General features: G+C 67.2%; 18 protein-coding genes. 5 read left to right on the top strand and 13 right to left on the bottom strand.

The window, feature by feature from the left end:
- Nucleotides 1-239: 239 nt before the first annotated feature.
- Both rsmG and mnmG read right to left on the bottom strand, forming a co-directional pair.
- A complete protein-coding gene (rsmG, locus tag AC1RRP_RS11725) occupies nt 240-905 on the bottom strand; it encodes a 16S rRNA (guanine(527)-N(7))-methyltransferase RsmG (RefSeq protein WP_493036345.1) in 666 nt (221 codons plus the stop codon).
- Nucleotides 902-2,863, bottom strand: a complete 1,962-nt coding sequence (mnmG, locus tag AC1RRP_RS11720; RefSeq protein ID WP_493036343.1) for a tRNA uridine-5-carboxymethylaminomethyl(34) synthesis enzyme MnmG — start codon at nt 2,861-2,863, stop codon at nt 902-904. Before mnmG ends, rsmG begins: the two co-directional genes overlap by 4 nt.
- A 252-nt stretch (nt 2,864-3,115) precedes the next feature.
- Here mnmG and AC1RRP_RS11715 point away from each other — a divergent pair, with 252 nt between their 5' ends.
- Nucleotides 3,116-4,411, top strand: coding sequence for a Glu/Leu/Phe/Val family dehydrogenase (locus tag AC1RRP_RS11715; protein ID WP_493036341.1), 1,296 nt, complete (start codon nt 3,116-3,118; stop codon nt 4,409-4,411).
- 18 nt (nt 4,412-4,429) lie between these two features.
- Complete coding sequence (locus tag AC1RRP_RS11710) at nt 4,430-4,687, top strand: YkgJ family cysteine cluster protein (protein WP_493036339.1); 258 nt, start codon at nt 4,430-4,432, stop codon at nt 4,685-4,687.
- 66 nt (nt 4,688-4,753) lie between these two features.
- On the opposite strand, the gene AC1RRP_RS11705 is transcribed toward AC1RRP_RS11710, so the two are convergent.
- From AC1RRP_RS11705 to AC1RRP_RS11680, 6 genes are all read right to left on the bottom strand, one after another.
- Nucleotides 4,754-6,208 carry an aldehyde dehydrogenase gene (locus AC1RRP_RS11705; RefSeq protein ID WP_493036337.1) on the bottom strand — a complete coding sequence of 485 codons (1,455 nt, stop codon included), beginning with the start codon at nt 6,206-6,208 and terminating at the stop codon, nt 4,754-4,756.
- A 27-nt stretch (nt 6,209-6,235) separates the two neighbouring features.
- The gene (locus AC1RRP_RS11700) at nt 6,236-7,042 is read right to left on the bottom strand and encodes an ABC transporter ATP-binding protein (protein WP_493036335.1); all 807 of its coding nucleotides are present in this window, start codon (nt 7,040-7,042) and stop codon (nt 6,236-6,238) included.
- Nucleotides 7,039-7,845 carry an ABC transporter ATP-binding protein gene (locus AC1RRP_RS11695; RefSeq protein WP_493036333.1) on the bottom strand — a complete coding sequence of 269 codons (807 nt, stop codon included), beginning with the start codon at nt 7,843-7,845 and terminating at the stop codon, nt 7,039-7,041. Before AC1RRP_RS11695 ends, AC1RRP_RS11700 begins: the two co-directional genes overlap by 4 nt.
- Nucleotides 7,838-8,866, bottom strand: a complete 1,029-nt coding sequence (locus AC1RRP_RS11690; RefSeq protein ID WP_493036331.1) for a branched-chain amino acid ABC transporter permease — start codon at nt 8,864-8,866, stop codon at nt 7,838-7,840. The genes AC1RRP_RS11695 and AC1RRP_RS11690 overlap by 8 nt, the downstream gene beginning before the upstream one ends.
- The gene (locus AC1RRP_RS11685) at nt 8,863-9,753 is read right to left on the bottom strand and encodes a branched-chain amino acid ABC transporter permease (RefSeq protein WP_493036329.1); all 891 of its coding nucleotides are present in this window, start codon (nt 9,751-9,753) and stop codon (nt 8,863-8,865) included. Before AC1RRP_RS11685 ends, AC1RRP_RS11690 begins: the two co-directional genes overlap by 4 nt.
- 148 nt (nt 9,754-9,901) lie before the next feature.
- Nucleotides 9,902-11,092 carry an amino acid ABC transporter substrate-binding protein gene (locus AC1RRP_RS11680; protein WP_493036327.1) on the bottom strand — a complete coding sequence of 397 codons (1,191 nt, stop codon included), beginning with the start codon at nt 11,090-11,092 and terminating at the stop codon, nt 9,902-9,904.
- Between the two features lie 174 nt (nt 11,093-11,266).
- Here AC1RRP_RS11680 and AC1RRP_RS11675 point away from each other — a divergent pair, with 174 nt between their 5' ends.
- Together AC1RRP_RS11675 and AC1RRP_RS11670 are read left to right on the top strand one after the other, a co-directional pair.
- On the top strand, nt 11,267-12,220 hold the full coding sequence (locus tag AC1RRP_RS11675; RefSeq protein ID WP_493036325.1) for an AraC-like ligand-binding domain-containing protein: 954 nt from the start codon (nt 11,267-11,269) through the stop codon (nt 12,218-12,220).
- Between the two features lie 70 nt (nt 12,221-12,290).
- Nucleotides 12,291-13,046, top strand: a complete 756-nt coding sequence (locus AC1RRP_RS11670) for a class II aldolase/adducin family protein (RefSeq protein WP_493036323.1) — start codon at nt 12,291-12,293, stop codon at nt 13,044-13,046.
- 18 nt (nt 13,047-13,064) lie between these two features.
- On the opposite strand, the gene AC1RRP_RS11665 is transcribed toward AC1RRP_RS11670, so the two are convergent.
- From AC1RRP_RS11665 to AC1RRP_RS11655, 3 genes are read right to left on the bottom strand one after another with little or no spacing between them, the layout of a single operon-like run.
- Nucleotides 13,065-14,336, bottom strand: coding sequence for an AsmA family protein (locus AC1RRP_RS11665; protein WP_493036321.1), 1,272 nt, complete (start codon nt 14,334-14,336; stop codon nt 13,065-13,067).
- Nucleotides 14,337-14,343: 7 nt separating this feature from the next.
- Entirely contained in the window at nt 14,344-14,772 is a 429-nt protein-coding gene (locus AC1RRP_RS11660; protein ID WP_493036319.1) for a c-type cytochrome, read from the bottom strand.
- Between the two features lie 22 nt (nt 14,773-14,794).
- Nucleotides 14,795-15,487, bottom strand: a complete 693-nt coding sequence (locus AC1RRP_RS11655) for a PA4824 family protein (RefSeq protein ID WP_493036317.1) — start codon at nt 15,485-15,487, stop codon at nt 14,795-14,797.
- A 23-nt stretch (nt 15,488-15,510) separates the two neighbouring features.
- On the opposite strand from AC1RRP_RS11655, the gene AC1RRP_RS11650 reads away from it, so the two are divergent.
- The gene (locus AC1RRP_RS11650) at nt 15,511-16,245 is read left to right on the top strand and encodes a hypothetical protein (protein WP_493036315.1); all 735 of its coding nucleotides are present in this window, start codon (nt 15,511-15,513) and stop codon (nt 16,243-16,245) included.
- A 9-nt stretch (nt 16,246-16,254) separates the two neighbouring features.
- Here AC1RRP_RS11650 and AC1RRP_RS11645 read toward each other — a convergent pair whose 3' ends face one another.
- Together AC1RRP_RS11645 and AC1RRP_RS11640 are read right to left on the bottom strand one after the other, a co-directional pair.
- Nucleotides 16,255-17,658 carry a sensor histidine kinase gene (locus AC1RRP_RS11645; protein ID WP_493036313.1) on the bottom strand — a complete coding sequence of 468 codons (1,404 nt, stop codon included), beginning with the start codon at nt 17,656-17,658 and terminating at the stop codon, nt 16,255-16,257.
- Nucleotides 17,655-18,350 carry a response regulator transcription factor gene (locus AC1RRP_RS11640; protein ID WP_493036311.1) on the bottom strand — a complete coding sequence of 232 codons (696 nt, stop codon included), beginning with the start codon at nt 18,348-18,350 and terminating at the stop codon, nt 17,655-17,657. The genes AC1RRP_RS11645 and AC1RRP_RS11640 overlap by 4 nt, the downstream gene beginning before the upstream one ends.
- Between the last annotated feature and the right edge of the window lie 53 nt (nt 18,351-18,403).

Raw genomic sequence — 18,403 nt, 5'->3', positions numbered from 1 at the left:
CCTCTCCCATTTCTCGCCGCTGGCGCGCAGCCGCCAGCCAGAGCCGCGCCGACCCAGCACCATTTACTACGACTGGCTTCCCAGAAATGCAGGCATCCAGACCACGGCGGCGACCACACCCCCGTAGAAGCCTAGCCGGCGCGCAACTCCAAAATCAGGCTCCCCCTTCCCACCCCGGCGGGGGTGGGAAGGGGGCTGGGGGGATAGGGGGGGATTACAAAAGCGCCGCAGGCAAAGACTCAAGCCGAAACCAAGCGCATCCAGACAATGCACCGCTCGGCACCAAGCCCAGGAACAGCAAGCTGTTCCACGTGAAACACAGCGACATCCCCCGGCAGGGCAGCCAGCTCGTCAACAGGCGACTTCCCCTTCATCGCCATCCAGACCCCCGCCGGCGCCAGGGCCGAACGGGACCAGGAGGTGAAGTCCACCAAGGAAGCGAACGCCCGGGAACTCACCACGTCGTAATGGTCGTCCAGGTTTTCCACCCGGGCATGCAGACCTTTGAGGTTGGAGAGCTTCAGGGTCAGGGCGGCCTGCTGGATGAAGGTGGCTTTTTTGGCGACGGTGTCCACGCAGCTCACGGCGATGTCCGGACAGCAGATGGCGATGACCACGCCGGGCAGGCCGGCGCCGGAGCCGACGTCGAGCAGACGGAAGCCCCGCCCGTCCGCCGGCTGGCGACTAAGCAGTTGTTGGCGCAGCGGACGGATGACGGCCAGGCTGTCGAGCAGGTGGTGGGTCAGCATCTCGGCCGGGTCCCGCACGGCCGTCAGGTTGTAGACCTTGGTCCACTTCTGGATCAGGGCCAGGTAGTCCAGCAACTGGGTGATCTGGGCCTCGGACAGGTCCAGGCCGAGTTCGGCCACCCCGTTTTGCAGGGTGGTGGAGAGATCGAGGCTCATGCCGCCTCGGCCACTTCGGTCTTGGCGAAGCCGCGGAAACCACCTTTTTTCAGGTGGATCATCAACAGGGAAATGCTGGCGGGGGTGATGCCGGAGATGCGCGAGGCCTGGCCCAGGGTTTCGGGGCGGTGCTTTTGCAGCTTCTGCCGGGCTTCGATGGACAGGGCCGAGACGGCCATGTAGTCCAGGTCGGCGGGCAGCTTGAGGTTCTCGTAATGGGCGGCGCGCTCGACCTCGTCCTTCTGGCGGTCGATGTAGCCCGAATACTTGGCGGCAATCTCCAGCTGCTCGACCACGGGCTCGGCCAGCTCACCCAGGGTTTCACGTGAAACATCGGGGTTGGCGTACTTGCCCCCGTCCAGCGACATGAGGCCGGCATAGCTCACATCGGGCCGGCGCAGCAGGTCGAAGAGGTGGTACTCGCGTTCGATGGTGGTGCCCAGCACCCGCTCGGCCTCGGCCGCGGACAGGATGCGGGGGTTGACCCAGGTGGCCTTGAGGCGCTCTGTTTCACGTGAAACAGCATCGCGCTTGCGGCAGAAGGCATCCCAGCGGGCGTCGTCCACCAGGCCCAGCTGGCGGCCGGTTTCGGTCAGACGCAGGTCGGCGTTGTCCTCGCGCAGCTGCAGGCGGAACTCGGCCCGGCTGGTGAACATGCGGTAGGGCTCGGTCACGCCCTGGGTGGTGAGGTCGTCGACCAGCACGCCCAGATAGGCTTCATCCCGGCGCGGCTGCCAGGCTTCGGCGCCCCGGCACTGCAACGCCGCATTGATGCCGGCGTACAGGCCCTGGGCTGCCGCCTCTTCATAACCGGTGGTGCCATTGATCTGGCCGGCAAAGAACAGGCCGTTGATCTGCCTGGTCTCGAAACTGCCCTTGAGCGAGCGGGGGTCGAAGTAGTCGTATTCGATGGCGTAACCCGGGCGCAGGATGTGGGCGTTCTCCAGGCCCTTCATCGAGCGGACCAGCTCGTACTGAATATCGAAGGGCAGGCTGGTGGAGATGCCGTTGGGGTAGTACTCGTGGGTCGTCAGACCCTCGGGCTCCAGGAAGATCTGGTGGCTGTCCTTGTCCGCAAAACGGTTGATCTTGTCTTCCACGCTGGGGCAGTAGCGCGGGCCCACGCCCTCGATCTTGCCGGTGAACATGGGGCTGCGGTCGAAGCCGGAGCGGATGATCTCGTGGGTGCGCTCGTTGGTGTGGGTGATCCAGCAGGGCATTTGTTGCGGGTGCATGGCCGCCGTGCCCAGGAAGCTGAACACGGGCACGCTGTCGCCCACGCCGCCGGGCATGCCGTCACCCGGCTGCTCGGTGCACTGGGAAAAGTCGATGGAGCGGCCGTCGATGCGCGGCGGGGTGCCGGTCTTGAGGCGACCCTGCGGCAGCTTGAGCTCCTTGAGCCGGGCCGACAGGCTGACCGCCGGCGGGTCGCCCGCACGGCCGGCCGCATAGTTGTTCAGGCCGACGTGGATCTTGCCGTCCAGGAAGGTGCCGGCCGTCAGCACCACGGTGCGGCTGCGGAACTTGATGCCGACCTGGGTGACGGCGCCGACCACACGGTCGCCCTCCACCATCAGGTCGTCCACCGCCTGTTGGAACAGCCAGAGGTTGGGCTGGTTTTCCAGGCGGCGGCGGATGGCCGCCTTGTACAGAATGCGGTCGGCCTGGGCGCGGGTGGCGCGCACGGCCGGGCCCTTGGAACTGTTGAGAATGCGGAACTGGATGCCGCCCTCGTCGGTGGCAATCGCCATGGCGCCGCCCAGCGCATCCACCTCTTTGACCAAGTGGCCCTTGCCGATGCCGCCTATGGAAGGGTTGCAGCTCATCTGGCCCAGGGTCTCGATGTTGTGCGTCAGCAGCAGGGTCCTGGCGCCCATGCGCGCGGACGCCAGCGCGGCTTCCGTGCCGGCATGGCCGCCGCCAACGACGATGACATCGAATTCTTGTGGGTAGAGCATGGAGAGATCCCGGTGGTCGTGCGCGCGTGCTGCGCGCGCAGGCCCAAAGGAAGGTGAATACCCGCTTTAGGCCGAAAAACGCATTTTACCGGGCCTGCCCATTTTGTGTGCAGTCTCCTGGACACACACGACCATCGAGAGGCCCAGATCTGCACTTATGCGGAAAAAACATGGGCAGACAAAAAGACAGCTTTGGACGGGAAGGGCTTGGCAGCTTAAGCTGGCACGGCCCACAACTCCGAGGTGAAGCCCATGCCCCAAGCCGCCCCCAGCCCACACGCCCTGCCCTCCTACCTGCAGGCCGACGACCTCGGCCCCTGGGGCACCTATCTGCAGCAGGTCGACCGGGTGACGCCCTACCTCGGCCCGCTGGCGCGCTGGGTCGAAACGCTCAAGCGGCCCAAGCGCTGCCTCATCGTGGACGTGCCCATCCTCCTGGACAACGGCACGGTTGCGCACTTCGAAGGCTACCGCGTGCAGCACAACACCTCGCGCGGACCGGGCAAGGGCGGCGTGCGCTTTCACCAGGATGTGACGCTGTCCGAAGTGATGGCCCTGTCGGCCTGGATGTCGGTCAAGAACGCAGCGGTCAACGTGCCCTACGGTGGCGCCAAGGGCGGGGTGCGCGTGAATCCCAAGACGTTGTCCCTCGGTGAACTGGAGCGTGTCACGCGGCGCTACACCAGCGAGATCGGCATCATCATCGGCCCCAGCAAGGACATCCCTGCCCCGGACGTGAACACCAACGAACAGATCATGGCCTGGATGATGGACACCTACTCCATGAACGTCGGCGAGACCGCCACGGGCGTCGTCACCGGCAAACCGCTGGCGCTGGGCGGCTCGCTCGGGCGACGGGAGGCCACGGGGCGCGGCGTGTACACCGTGGGCGCCGAAGCGGCGCAACAGATCGGCCTGAAGATCGCGGGCGCACGTGTGGCCGTGCAGGGCTTCGGCAATGTGGGCAGCGTCTCAGCCAAGCTGTTTGCCGAAGCGGGCGCACGCATCGTGGCGGTACAAGACCACTCCGGCACCGTCTACCGCGAGGCGGGGCTGGACCTGGCCGCCCTGGCCGAGCACGTGCGGCTTACCGGCAGCGTGACCGGCTTTGCGTCCGCCGAAGCGCTGGCGTCCACGGCCTTCTGGCAGGTGCCCTGCGACATCCTGATCCCGGCCGCGCTCGAAGGCCAGATCACGGCGGCCAATGCCGGGCTGATCACCGCCCGCATGGTGATCGAGGGCGCCAACGGCCCCACCACGCCGCAGGCCGACGACATCCTGCAGGAGCGCAACATCCTGGTGGTGCCCGACGTCATCGCCAATGCCGGCGGCGTCACCGTGAGCTATTTCGAGTGGGTGCAGGACTTCTCGAGCTTCTTCTGGAGCGAGGACGAGATCAATGCACGGCTGGTGCGCATCATGAAAGAGGCCTTCGCCGTGATCTGGCAGGTCGCGCAGGAAAACGGCGTGAGCCTGCGCACGGCCACCTTCATCGTGGCCTGCAAGCGCATCCTGCACGCACGCGAGCTGCGCGGGCTCTATCCCTGAGCGCCGACAATGGAGGGCATGAACTGCCGCCCCGGCTGCGCTGCCTGCTGCATCGCGCCCTCCATTTCCAGCCCCATCCCCGGCATGCCGCAGGGCAAACCGGCCGGCGTGCGCTGCGTGCAGCTGGACGCGGCGAACCGCTGCCTGATCTTCGGCGAGCCCGAGCGACCGGCCGTCTGCGCCAGCCTGGCGCCCTCGCCCGCCATGTGCGGCGACTCGGCCGAACAGGCCCTGCACTATCTGCAGCGACTGGAGAAAGAAACCGCGCCGACCTGAAACAGATGGGCGCGGTGGAGGCGAAGAAAACTTCTTGTTGTTCTTCGGTCTTGTTCTTCTTGGATCTCAGAAGGGATAGTGGCGCGGCGTGGTCTGCATCGTGATCCAGCGCAGCTCGGTGAACTCGTGGATGCCAGCTTTGCCGCCGAAGCGGCCGATGCCCGAGCCCTTGACGCCGCCGAAGGGCATCTGCGCCTCGTCGTGCACCGTGGGGCCGTTGACGTGGCAGATGCCGGAGTCGATACGGCGCGCCACATTGAAGGCGCGCGCGATGTCGCCGCCGAACACGGCGGACGACAGGCCGTACTCGTTGTCGTTGGCGCAGGCCACGGCCTCCTCCACACCGTTGACGCGCACGATGGGCTTGACGGGACCGAAGCTCTCCTCGTGGTAGATCTTCATGGCGGGCGTCACGTGGTCCAGCACGGTGGCGGGCATCAGCGTGGTGGTGGCCTTGCCGCCACAGAGCAGCTTGGCGCCCTTGGCCAGCGCATCGTCGATCAGCGCATTGCAATGCTCGACCGTGCTCATGCCGATCACCGAACCCAGCACAACGGGCTCGGGCTTGCGCGGGTCGCCCAGCGGCAGGGCCTTGGCCTTCTCGACGAACTTCTTGACGAAGGCGTCGGCTATTCTGTTGTCCACGATGATGCGCTCGGTGCTCATGCAGATCTGCCCGCTGTTGGCAAAACAGCCGAAGGCCGCGCCGTTGACCGCGTCATCGATGTCGGCGTCGTCCAGGATCACCATGGGCGCCTTGCCACCGAGCTCCAGCACCACGGGCTTGAGGTATTTGGCGCAGGTCATGGCAATGATCTTGCCCACACGCGTGGAGCCGGTGAAGTTCACACGGCGCACGGCCGGGTGCGCCACCATCGCTTCCACCACCACACCGGCGTCGGCCGGGGCATTGGTGATGTAGTTCACCACGCCGGGCGGGAAACCTGCGTCCTGGAAGGCCTCGATGATGAGCTGGTGGGTGCGCGGGCAGTTTTCCGAGCCCTTCATCACCACGGTGTTGCCGCAGGCCAGCGGCACGCAGATGGCGCGTACGCCCAGGATGACGGGCGCGTTCCAGGGCGCAATGCCCAGCACCACGCCGGCGGGCTGGCGCACGGCCATGGCGAGTGAGCCCGGCACGTCCGAGGGGATCACTTCGCCAGCCACCTGGGTGGTCAGGGCAGCGGCCTCGCGGATCATGCCGGCAGCCAGGAAGACGTTGAAGCCGGCCCATTGGCCCGAGGCGCCGGTCTCGGCGGCGACGGCCTCGATGAACTGGGGCGTCTTCGCTTCGAGCGCGTCGGCCGCTTTCAACAGCAACATGCGGCGCTCGCTGGGACCGGTCTGGCTCCAGGTCTTGAAGGCTTCGGCGGCGGCCTCGACGGCCATCACGGCATCGGCCGGCGAGGCGGCAGGCGCACGGGATGCCACGCTGCCGTCCAGCGGGTTGCGGCGTTCGAAGGTGGCGCCGCGCTCGGCCGTCACCTTGAGGCCGTTGATGAGCATGGACATGTCGGACATGGTTTTCTCCTTGACTAGATCGGTTCGTTAAACGGTGGTGGTCTTGCGGCGGCGCTGCACCGCATCGGCCGCCGTGGTCTGGTCAGCGGCGTCGGCACCCAGGTAGGCTTCGCGCACGACGTTGGAGCGTTCCAACAGACGGGCGGGGCCGCTGGCCACCAGCGTGCCCCGCTCCAGCACGTAGCCGCGGTCCGCGACAGCCAGCGCCTTCTTGACGTTCTGCTCCACCATCAGCACGGTGGTGCCGTGGTCGGCGATGCGCCGCGCGATGGCCAGCAGCTCGTCGACCATGCGCGGCGCCAGCCCGAGCGAGGGCTCGTCCAGCATCAGCAGGCGCGGTGCGCTCATCATGGCGCGCGCCACGGCCACCATCTGCTGCTCGCCACCGCTCATGGTGCCCGCCAGCTGATGGATGCGCTCGCGCAGCTTGGGAAAGTCGTTCAGCACCCGCTCCAGACGCCGCGTGCGCTCGGCCTTCGGGCACAACCAGCCGCCGAGTTCCAGGTTCTCCAGCACGCTCATCTGCGGGAAGAGCTGGCGGCCTTCGGCCACCAGGGTCACGCCGCTCTTGACGATCTCATGCGTTTTCTCCGCCAGGTCATCGCCGTCGAGCAGCACCATGCCGCTGCGCGGGATCAGGCCCATGAGGGCTTTGAGCAAGGTGGTCTTGCCGGCGCCGTTGGGGCCGAGGATCACGGTCAGGCCGGGCTTCACTTCAAAGCGCAGATCCCGCAGCACGAGGAAGGCGCCGTAGCCGGCACTCAGGCCCCGCACCTGCAAATGGGCGTGCTTGTCGTCGCCCAGCACAAAGGGGGTGTCGCGGTACCACATCATGCGGCCACCTCTTCGTCGTCGGTTGAGGTTTCGGCCATCTCGTCGCCCAGATAGGCTTCGATGACCTCGGGGTTGCGCACCACGTTGCGCGGCGTGTCGTCGGCAATCTTGCGGCCCTGGTGCAGCACGATGACGCGCTCCACATGGCGCAGCAGCGTGGTCACGGCGTGCTCGATCCAGATCACGGTGAGGTCCAGCTCGTCGCGCAGGCGGCGGATCAGGCGGGCCATCTCCTCGATCTCGGCCTCCGTCAGGCCGGCGGCCACTTCGTCCAGCAGCAGCAGCTTTGGTCGTGTGGCCAGGGCCATGCCGATCTCCAGCAGGCGCTGCTGCGAAGGGGTGATGGCCGCGGCCGGCAAGTCGGCCTGGGCCGAGAGGCCGATCAGCTGCAGGATGCTCATGGCGTCGCGCAACGCCCAGGGCACGCCCACCTCATCGCCCCAGAAGACGTACTTGCGGCGGCGCCGGCCCGCGAACTTGAGGCCGAACTCGATGTTGGCAACCACCGGCATGTCGGGAAAGACACGCGGCGTCTGGAAGGTGCGCGCCACGCCGTGGGCGGCAAACCGGTGGGGGCCACGCCCCGTGAGATTGCGCCCGTTGGAAACCAGACGACCGGAGGTGGGAACGAGCACGCCGGAGATGGCGTTGAAGAAGGTGGTCTTGCCGGCGCCGTTGGGGCCGATGATGCCCACCAGCTCGCCGGGCACAAAACTGGCACTGACGGCGTCCACCGCCACCAGGCCGCCGAAGCGCACGGTCACGTTGTGCGCCTCCAGCAAAGGCGTGATGTGCTCAGACAAAGTGGCTCTCCTTCTCACGGCGCTTGAGGCGCTGCTTCTCGCGTTCCTTCTCGCCGCTCAGCTCACTGCGGATGTCGCGGGCCCACGCACGGCTGTCGTTCCACCAGTCCTTGAACGTGGCCCAGCGCAACGAGGCCAGGCCGCCCGGCAGGTACAGCACGCAGAGGATGAGCAGCAGGCCCAGGGACATGAGATAGATCTGCGGGAACTGCAGACGCAACGACTCGGCCAACACGCTGAAGATGATGGCGGCCAGCAAGGGGCCCCAGAGCGTGAGCACGCCGCCGATCAGCGTGATCAGCACGGTCTGGAAACCGATGAAGGGGTTGAAGACGGTGTGCGGGTCGATATAGGTCCAGCGCACCGCCATCGCCGCACCGACCGCACCGGCAAAGGCCGCGGTGATGGCAAAACCGGCGATCTTGACCAGGCGCGTGTTGACGCCCAGGGTCTGGGCCCGTTGCTCGTCGGCACCGATGCCCATGAGGGCCAGGCCGAAGCGCGTGCGCCGCACCCCGATGGACGTGGCCACCGCCAGCAGGGCCAGGGCCAGCATGGTCAGGTAGATGGTGTCGCGCTCGGGCACCACGGTGAGCACGCGCCCCACGGTGCCGGTGACCGTCTTCTCGAAATAGGTCACGGCGTGCAGGATCAGCTCGGTCATGCCGAAAGTCAGCACGGCGAAATAGGTGCCACGCAGGTGCAGCACGGCCGCGCCCATGACAATGGCCACCAGCACGGCAATGCCCGCGCCGAGGGCGATGGTCTCGATCCAGCCGAACTGGCCCAGCAGGATGGCGCTGGTGTAGGCCCCGATGCCGAAGAAGGCCGAGGTCGCCAGCGACAGGTATCGCGTGCTGCCGCAGAACAGGCCCCAGCTGGACGACAGGGCCACGTACATCAGGCAGGTCAGCGCCATGGAAACGACGAACTCGCTGGCGTAGAACGGCAGGGCCAGGCACCAGCCGGCAAAGGCCAGCAACACCAGCAGGTCGCGGATGAGGAATTGGCGCGAATTCATGCCTTGCGTCCTTTACGGGCAAACAGACCTTCGGGGCGCAGCAAGAGTACGGCGATGAACACCGCGTAGGACAGCAGGGCCTTGAGCGAGGGGTTGGTGAAGTGCATGCCCAGGGCCTCGATCACGCCCAGGAACAGGCCGCCGAGCAGCGCACCGCTCATGCTGCCGAAACCGCCCAGGGTGATGACGATCAGCGCCGTCACGGTGTAGGGCTGGCCCATGTAGGGGGTGATGGTGTAGGCCATGGACAAGAGCGCGCCGGCAATGCCCGAGAGGCCCAGGCCGATGCCGAACATCAGCGGGTGCAGGCGTTTGGTGTCGATGCCCATGAGCTGCGCGCCGATGGGCGACTGCATCAGCGCGCGCACGCCCTTGCCCAGCAGGGTCAAACGCAGGAGCACGATGAGCGCGCCCGAAAACAGCAGGGCCAGGGCAAAGACCAGCAGCTTGTTGGCCGCGAACTGCACCTCGCCGAACTTCACGGGCTCGGTCAGATAGTCGTAGCCGCGCAAGTCCCCGCCCCACACCCAGGACACGAAGTTCTGCACCAGGAACATGAGGCCGAAGGCCACCATGAGGCCACGCGCCTCGAAGACGTCCAGGTTGGGCGAGGTGGCCGTCAGGCGGCGGAAGCACAGGAAGTGCAGCACCAAGCCCAGCACGAGCAGCACGAGAAAGGCCACGGGCACCATGAGCAGGGGCGAGATGCCGAACTGGGTCTGGACCAGCCAGGTCAGGTAGGCCCCCACCATGAGGAACTCGCCGTGGGCGATATTGAGGATGCGCATCAGGCCGTACTGGAGGTTGAGCCCCAGGGCGACCAGCGCATAGATACCGCCGGTGATGAGACCGGAGGCGATCAGTTCGAGCCAGGCAGTGAGTGACATGAGAACAGGATGGATCAGGGGTCAAGTGAGACGAAGGCCGGGCCATGAGGACCCGGCCTCCATCGGGGCCGCCGCGGAACCGGCTCTGCCGGGCCGCTGGCGGCGTCCCCCTTGGGGGAAGGCGGCCTCAGGGCCGCTTCAGGGGGCTTCACCACACCGGCTTCGGTGCCAGCTTGGCCGTGGCGATCTTCTGCGGCCACACCACTTCGAACTCGCCCTTTTGCCACTGGCCCACGGTACCCGGGGTGCCCACGTTCTCGCTGCCGACGAACTTGATGTCGCCCAGGATGGTCTTGTGCGTGGTGTTGGCCACGTAGTCGCGGATGGCCTTGCGGTCCAGGCCATGCATCTTGACCGCGTTGGTCAGGATTTCCAGGCCGGCCCAGGTTGCACCACTGGCCCAGCGATCCGGTTCCTTGCCGCCGAATTTCTTGGTGTGCGCGTCGAAATAGGCCTTGGCGCCGGGGCTGGTCTTGCTGTTCCAGGAGCCCATGCCCAGCACGCCCTCGGCGCCCGCTGGCGTCATGACGTTGCGGTAGAGCTGGAAGGCGGTGCCGACCGAGGCGTAGAAATACTTCGGATTGAAGCCGATCTCCTTGGCCTGCTTGCTGGCCAGGATGGTGTCGGGCGGATAGGTGAAGCCGACGAAGGCGTCCGGGTTCTTGTCCTTCATGGAGCGCAGCACCGGCGACAGGTCCTTGACGCCGCCCGGATAGCTCTTGTCTTCCACCATCTGGATGCCGGTGCCCTGCAGGGCCACCTTGAGCGCAGCGTAGTTCTCGAGGCCGAACAGGTCATCGACGTAGATCACGGCGATGGTCTTGGCGCCATTGGCCTTGAGCATGTCGACCAGGGCCTCGCACATGGGCTTGGGCTGCTGCAACAGCAGGAAGAAGTAGGGCAGCTTCATCTCGATCAGGCGCTTGGACAGGGCCGTGGGCGCCAGGAAGGGGTAACCGAAGCGGTTGGCCAGCGGCGCGACGGCGAAGTTGGCGTTGGAGCCCCAGGGGGGCAGCACCAGGTCGACCTTGTCGCTGCCCATGAGCTTTTCATAGGAGCGCACGCAGGTCTCGATGTCGCTGCGGTCGTCGGAGCTGATCAGCTCGATCGGGCGCTTCTCGCCCTTGACGTTGAGGCCGCCGGCCGCGTTCTGCTGCTCCGCCCACAGCAGGTAGTTGGGCTCCTGGCTGACCTGGGCGCCGCCGGTCCACGGGCCGGTACGGGCGATGGCATAACCCACACGCACCGGGGCGGCTGCGAACAGGTGCGGGGCAAAGGTGGCAGCACCGACAGCGGCGGCAGTGCCTTTGAGCAGGGTACGTTTTGTTTGTTGAACCATGGTTGTCTCCGGTGGATTTGCTTTTCGGGATCGCACAGCAATACTAGAAAGCCCGGTGGCTTGCGGCTTTGCTGAACGTGCACAAAGTAGTTGACGGTTCATGCAAGGGCACCCGGGTTAACCCTAGGCGTCGGGTTTGTCCCGGGGCAGTGATACGCCGATAATCCGGCCACCATGACCCACGCCACGGCCGTCAGCACCGACGATTACGCACCCGCCGACCGCGCACCGGTCTGGCGCGAGTGGATCTGGAAGCAGTTCGGCGGCCTGGAATCCGACCTCTACGGCGATACCGACTTCGACGGCCACCTGGCCTCGGCCCGCGCCGGCGACCTCATCCTCACCAAGCTCGAAGCCAACCGCCACCGCGTGGTGCGCACCCGCGACATGGTGCGTGCCAGCGACGAGGGTTACCTGAAGATCGTGGCGCCCATGAAGGGCTCGGCGGGCGTGGAGCAGATGGGCCGCCAGGCCTGGGTGACCCCCGGCGCCTGGACCATCTACGACACCACGGGCAGCTACTCGGTGGCCAACCCGGAGCGCGTCGAGCACCTCATCGTCATGCTCCCGAAAGCGCAGATGATCGAGCGCGGCCTGCGCCTGGAAAACCTGATGGCGCGGCCGGTGGGCGGCGCCAGCGGCATCGCGCGTGTGGCCCTGTCCACCATGCGCAGCACCTTCCAGGAGCTGCCGCACATGAGCGCCGATGCGGCGCGCGGCGCCGGCGAGCTGATCGCCCAGCTGGTGCGCCTGTCCCTGATCGAACTCTCGGGCCAGGAAACCCAGCTGACCCAGCGCGAAGCGCTGAAAGACCGCATCCGCGGCTACGTGGCCCTGCACCTGCGCGACCCCGACCTGACGGTGGACCAGATTGCCGTGGCCCTGAACTGCAGCAAGCGCCACCTGTACAACGCCTTCGCCGAGGAAGACCAGACCCTGGCCAGCTACATCCAGGGCCTGCGCCTGGACGCCTGCATCCGCGAGCTGCAGCACCCGATGGCGCAAACGCGCCCGATCACCGACATCGCCCTGTCCTGGGGCTTCAACAGCCCCTCGCACTTCAGCCGCGTGTTCCGTGAACACACGGGCAAGAGCCCCAGCGAATTCCGCGCCGCGTCGCCCACGTGACCCCGCAGCGTTGATCGTTGCGCCGTTAGGGTGGACAGTGCGGTATCGGCCCCACCCGCAAGGAGACACCATGCACATCCCCTCTCTCAAGGAAGTCGTCAGCGCACAGGAGTGGCAGCTGCGCTGCGACCTCGCCGCCGCCTACCGCCTGGTAGCCGCCTACGGCTGGAGCGACCTGGTCTTCACCCACATCAGCGCGCGCATTCCCGGGCCCGAGCACCACTTCCTGATCAACCCCTACGGCCTGATGTTCGACGAGATCACGGCCTCCAGCCTGGTGCGGGTGGACCAGGACTGCAAGAAGCTCAGCGACTCGCCCTTCCCCGTCAACCCGGCGGGTTTCGTGATCCACAGCGCCATCCATGCCGTGCGAGAAGACGCAGGTTGCGTGCTGCACACCCATTCGCGCGCGGGCGTGGCGGTCAGCGCGCAGAAGTGCGGTGTGCTGCCGATCAGCCAGCAGTCGACCTTCGTGCTGGGCTCGCTGGCTTATCACGCGTACGAAGGCGTGGCGCTGCGCGATGAAGAGAAACCGCGCCTGCAGGCCGACCTGGGCACGGCCAACTACCTGATGCTGCGCAACCACGGCCTGCTGACGGTGGGCAAGACCATCGCCGAGGCCTTCCTCAACATGTACATCTTCGAGGCCACCTGCCGCATCCAGATCGATGCGCAGGCCGGCGGCGAGCTGGTCATGGTGGACCCGAAAATCCTGCAGGGCATCGCCGGTGTGATGAAAACCGCCACCGCCGGCCAGGGTGCCAACCTGGCCTGGCCCGCGCTGCTGCGCAAGGCCGAGCGGCTGGACCCCGGCTACAAGACCTGAGCGCTCCGGGCGAGCCCGCTATTTGCTGAACAGCTCGCCCAGCTTGCCGCCCATGGACGCACCCGCACCCGTGCCCACGCCGGGCATCAGCAGGGTTCCCAGGGCCGCACCGATCTTGGCGCCCGCCGTCAGCGACACCTCGGGTTCGTCCGCCGTACCGCTCACCAGCAAGGGCACGCCCACCGCGCCACCCAGGTCCACGTTCACCCGCCCGTTGAGTTGCTGCGTGGTGGACACGCTGACCTGACCGGTGGCGCTGAGCGAACCCGAACTGGCCGCCAGGTTCTGCAATTCGATGGCCTTGCCACGCGTCGAGACCTGACCGGACAGCGTGTCCAGCGGCGTCTTGCCGCCACGGCTCACGCCCACGGTCTGCACCGCCTTGACCAGGTCGATGCCATTGAGCATGCCGCTGCGCACGGTGAATTTCGATTGCGTCTGCAAAAGATCGAGCAGCGCCGAGGGTTGACGCGCCCGCGCGTTGAGCGTGGTGCTGGCCTCCAGCCGGCCGCTCAGGGGCTGGCGGGCACGCACGGCCTCGGTCGGCTCGGGTGCCGTGAGCTGCGAGAGTTCGACGTCGCGCGTCTGCAACCGGCCCTTGAGCATGAACTCGGCGCCGACCTCACCCACGGGCTGCACCTCCACGCGCCCCTGCACCGTGCCGCCAGCCACCTGGAGCAGCACCTCCCAGGCCAGTGCATCGCTGCGGCGCAGGTCCAGGCGCGTGCCCTCCAGGCGCCCGCGCAGGACATCCAGCTCCAGCCGCTCGGGCAGGGCATCGCCGTCGAGCCGGGCCTCGGCCTGGATCACGATGGCCTTGCCCCGGGCATCGACCCAGCTCAGCTCGTCGAGCACGGTGCGTCGCGGCAGCAGCTGCAGCGCAGACCCGGTCTGCGGCGTCTTGTCGCGCTGGCGGATCTTCTGCAGCGAAACGAGCAGCGCGTCGATGCCCTGCTGCGGCAGCACGGCGCGACGGACCACCAGGGTGGAGATCGCAACGCGGCCGATCAGCAGATGCAGCCAGGCCGGCCGCAGCTCGACGCGCTCCACCTTCAGCGGCTGGCGCGTGCGCAACTCCACGCCATCCAGCGCCACACCGGGCAGCGGCCACAGCGTGAGTCCCACGCGCTCCAGTTTGAGCGGCACGCCAAGTGCGGCCGTGGCCTCCTGTTCGACGCGCAGGCGGAATTCGTCGGTGGATACCCAACGCTGCACCACCAGCAGCGCGGCGGCCAGCACCAGCAGCAGTGCGCCCAGTGCCCAGAGCAGGTATTGGCGCGCGCGGCGCATACAGGTCTCAGCCCTTGGCGGGCACCTTCTTGAGCTGCTCGATGCGCTTGGCTTCCTCGGCTCGGATGCGTTCGAGCATGCGGGCATCCGGGTCCTGCCAGTTGCCGCCCGATCCGCGCACCATCCAGGCGGTGGCACGGGCAAACTCCTCCAGGCTCAGGTCATTGCGTCCGCCCCTGGGAGGCATGGCCCGCACGCCGACCCAGGCGTGTGCTGTCAGCACCTGCTGGCCTTCCACGATCAGCTTGCTCCAGGCCTTCTTGTCGCCCATGCGCGGCACATTGGGCAGGCCAGGATTGACGCCTGGGCCATGGCAGGCCATGCAGGTTTCACGGTAGACCTGCTCGCCGGACTTGAGCGCGGGCGCCGTCTGCGCCAGAACCACCGCCGGCACGGCCAAGCACAGCAGCAAAGTGGCAAAAAAACGTTGCATCATGGTCTCCTGGATGACCCCGGTTTCAGAACAGGCGCTCGGGCGTCCAGCGTAGTCCGAAGGACAGCCAGCGGCTGGCACTGGCGCCACCATACTGCTGTCCCGTCGTGATGTCGAGCTGGAAAAGATTGGGGACCACCGAATAGCGCAGGCCGGTCTGCCAGTAAGGCCGGGTCTTGTCGTCCCCGAAAGACTCCGCAATCAGCGCCAGGCGCGGTTGCGGGTAATACTCGCCGCCCAGGCCCCAGGTGTTGCGGTCCTGCTGGCTGGCCTTGTCGCGCAGCCAGCCCGTGTTGGCATGCAGGATGAAGCGGTCCTCGGCAAAGGACATCGAGAAAGGCAGGTAGACATAGGTGTTGCCCAGCTGGTTGGGACCGGGGGCGATCTCCGGATGCTCGACGCGTCCCACGGCCAGCCCCAGTCCCCAGCCATTGGTCGTCAGGGGCTTGAACAAGGTCTTGAGTTGCAGGACATAGTCGTCTGTCGTCGGGGCGTCCGTATAACTGGCACGGCCGCCGCCCAGGGTGATCTCCAGATTGCCCGTCGGGTTGCAGGCCGGCAGGGCCCAGAATTCGCTGCTGCCTTCATACTGCCGCACCCAGCTCTCGAGCTGGCAGCTGCCGGCCGTCGTCAGGCGCGCGTCGTCCGTCACGAAGGGACGCGCGGCCCAGGCCGGCGCCGTCAGCAAGAAAGCGGCAAAGAGAATGGCAAACTTCATGCAGGCATTCTAGGAGCGCTCTTTTGCAACTTCATTTCTTCCGGATCCTGACCGCGGCCTGCCTCGGGCTTGCGATCCACGGCGCCTGGGCGCAGGAAGCCGACAAGGCGGCCTTCAAGCTGACCGCCGGCCTGTACCAGTCCAGCGGTGGCGGCGTGGCAAGCAGCGACTCGACCGACATCAACCTGCGCCACAGCTCCGGGCTCGGCACGGTCTGGATCGGTCGTTATGTGGCGCCGGCCCGCGAACTGATCCAGGACCGTGTCGGCTGGGACCGCACCTGGGCGGTCGGGGCCGTGCGCGTCCAGCCCTCGGCCCAGCTGGCCACCGGTGGCGCCCTCAACGGCAGCGTAGGCCTGGAAACCGGCGAGGACTGGTATGTCGGAGCCGGCCTGGGCCGCACCAACCAGCGTGAGACCGTCAACCTGAACTTCGACCCCAACGACGCCTACAGCCTGAGCGGCGGCTACCGCTGGGCCGAGGGCCGTTCGCTGGGCTTGCTCTATGTGCGCGACAACCGGCTCAACCCCGACCAGCAGCACCTGCACCTGGTCTGGCGCACGCCCCTGTCCGACGGGCACCGGCTGACCGTGGACCTGCTGTTCAAGCGCGGGCTGGTCGAAGACGAGATGATCGAGCGCAGCGGCCTGTCGGTGGCCTATGACTGGCCGCGCTGGTTCCTGCGCCTGAGTTATGACCCCAAGGTCAACTTCACGCCGCAGGACATGTGGCGCCTGGCCTTCGGCACACGCTTCTAGAACCAGGCTTCACGCCGCCGGCCGGGCCTGAAACAGCACGCTGGCGCACAGGCCGGGACCAACCGGGGCATCGCCGAGTTCGAACTGCGCCTGCATCAGCAGGGCGAACTTGGCCACGATGGCCAGGCCCAGGCCCGCGCCCTGGCCCAGGCGCGCGGCATGCGGGCCGCGCGCACCGCGCTGCATCAGGTGCTGGCGCTCCTGCGCTGTCAGGCCGGGTCCGTTGTCGATCACGGAGAGTCGCACGCGATCACCCTCGCGCGCCAGTTCCACGGTCAGGGCACTGGCCTGGCCGGCCGGTGCGCGCCCGTAACGCAGGGCGTTGTCCAGCAGGTTGCCCAGGATGCCTTCGATCAACGCCACATTGCCAGCCACCTGCACGGGCTGGTCCAGGCCCTGCACGCCCAGGTCCACCCCGGCCGCATCGGCGCGCGGCAGGTAGCGCAGCACCGTGTCGCGCACCAGCTCGTCGAGCGCCACCGGTCCGGTCTGCACGCCAGCATCGGCCTCTTCGGCCAGGGCCAGGGCCAGCAGCTGGTCCACCAGACGGCTGGCTCGCGCCTCGCTGGCCGCGATGCGCTGCAGCTGCTCGCGCCAGGCGGCGGGATCGGGTTGCGTCAGGCCGTACTCGGCCAGCGCGCGGATGCCGGCCAGCGGGGTGCGCAGTTCGTGCGCCACATTGCCGGAAAACTCGCGCTGCGCCTGCATGCTCTGGCTGACGCGCGCCAGCAGCGCATTGATGGCCGTGCCCAGGTGTTCGATGTCGCGCGAACTGGCCGAGACCGGCACCGGCGTGAGGTCCAGCGCGTCGCGCTGCTCGACCGAACGTTGCAAGGCGTTCAACGGCCGCAACTCCTGGCCAATGATGCGCCGCAGCGAGACCGCCAGCAGCAGCAGCAGCGCGATCTGCGGCACCACCGAGTAGGTCAGCACGTCGCGCAACAGGGTGCGCCGGCTGCGCGTGGTCTGCCCCACCATCACGGTGAAGTTGTGGGGTTCGTCCTGTAGCAGCGTTACGGTGCGCAGGGGCTGGCCCTCGTAGACCGTCTCCGAAAACAGGATGGCGGCCGGGCTGCGCGGCATGGGTGCATGCAGGCCGGGATGGCCGGCCATGACCGAACCATCGGCACGGCGCACCACGAAATAGATGCTCTCGCTCTGGTCGAACAGCACCGTGCTCATCTCGCGGCTGGACAGCTCCAGCGCCAGCCCCTGGGGCAGGGCACGCACGCGCGAGGCCAGGGCGTAGGCGTCGTCGAGCAAGGCACGGTCGAAGGCCTTTTGCGCAAAGTGGTAGGCCACCGCCACCGTCACGGCCGTGCCCAGCAGCCAGGTCAACGCCAGCGGCAGCAGCACATGGCGCACCAGGCGCGCGCGCAGGGAGGGCTGGCCCTGCGGCAACGGCTGGTTCACCCCTCTGCCCCCCGCTCCAGCGCATAGCCCAGGCCGCGCAAGGTGCGGATGCGGGCGCCGCTGCCGACCAGCTTCTTGCGCAGGCGCGAAATGAAGGCCTCCAGCGCGTTGTCGCCCAGCGCGTCGGAAAAATCGGACAGCTTGTCCGACAGGCTGCGCTTGCTGACCACCCGTCCGGGCGGTGTCATGAGTTCCCACAGCACCTCGAACTCGCGCGCCGGCAATTCCAGCAGGGCGCCATCGACCGCAAAACGCCGCGCCTTGCGGTCCAGGCTGAGACGACCGATCTCGGAGAAGTCGTCGGTGCCCGCGGTGCGGCGCACCAGGGCGCGCAGCCGCGCCTCGACCTCGGCCAGCTCGAAGGGCTTGCCCAGGTAGTCGTCGGCACCCGCGTCCAGGCCGGCAATGCGCTCGTCCGTGCGGTTGCGCGCCGTCAGCACCAGCACGGGCGTGCGGTCGCCGCGAGCCCGCGCCTCGCGCAGCAGGGACAGGCCGTTGGCCAGGGGGCTGTCGTGCGTGGCGTTCTGTGGCAGGTTCAGGTCCAGCAGGACGGCGTCGAAAGGCTGTACACGCCAGAAATGCGAGGCCTGCTCCAGGGTGCCGGCCTCGTCCACACGATGGCCGGCATCACGCAGGCTCAGGCGCATCACCTCGCGCAGCACGGGATCGTCTTCAACCAGCAGAATTCTCATGACGCGTAAGCCCGTAGCAGTTTTTCGTACGCATTTTCACTCGTGTGGGAGTC

The organism is Hylemonella sp. GW821-FHT12C09, assembly GCF_058807395.1.
Note: the sequence above shows the minus strand (reverse complement) of the source record. Positions and strands in the feature narration are given on the sequence as shown.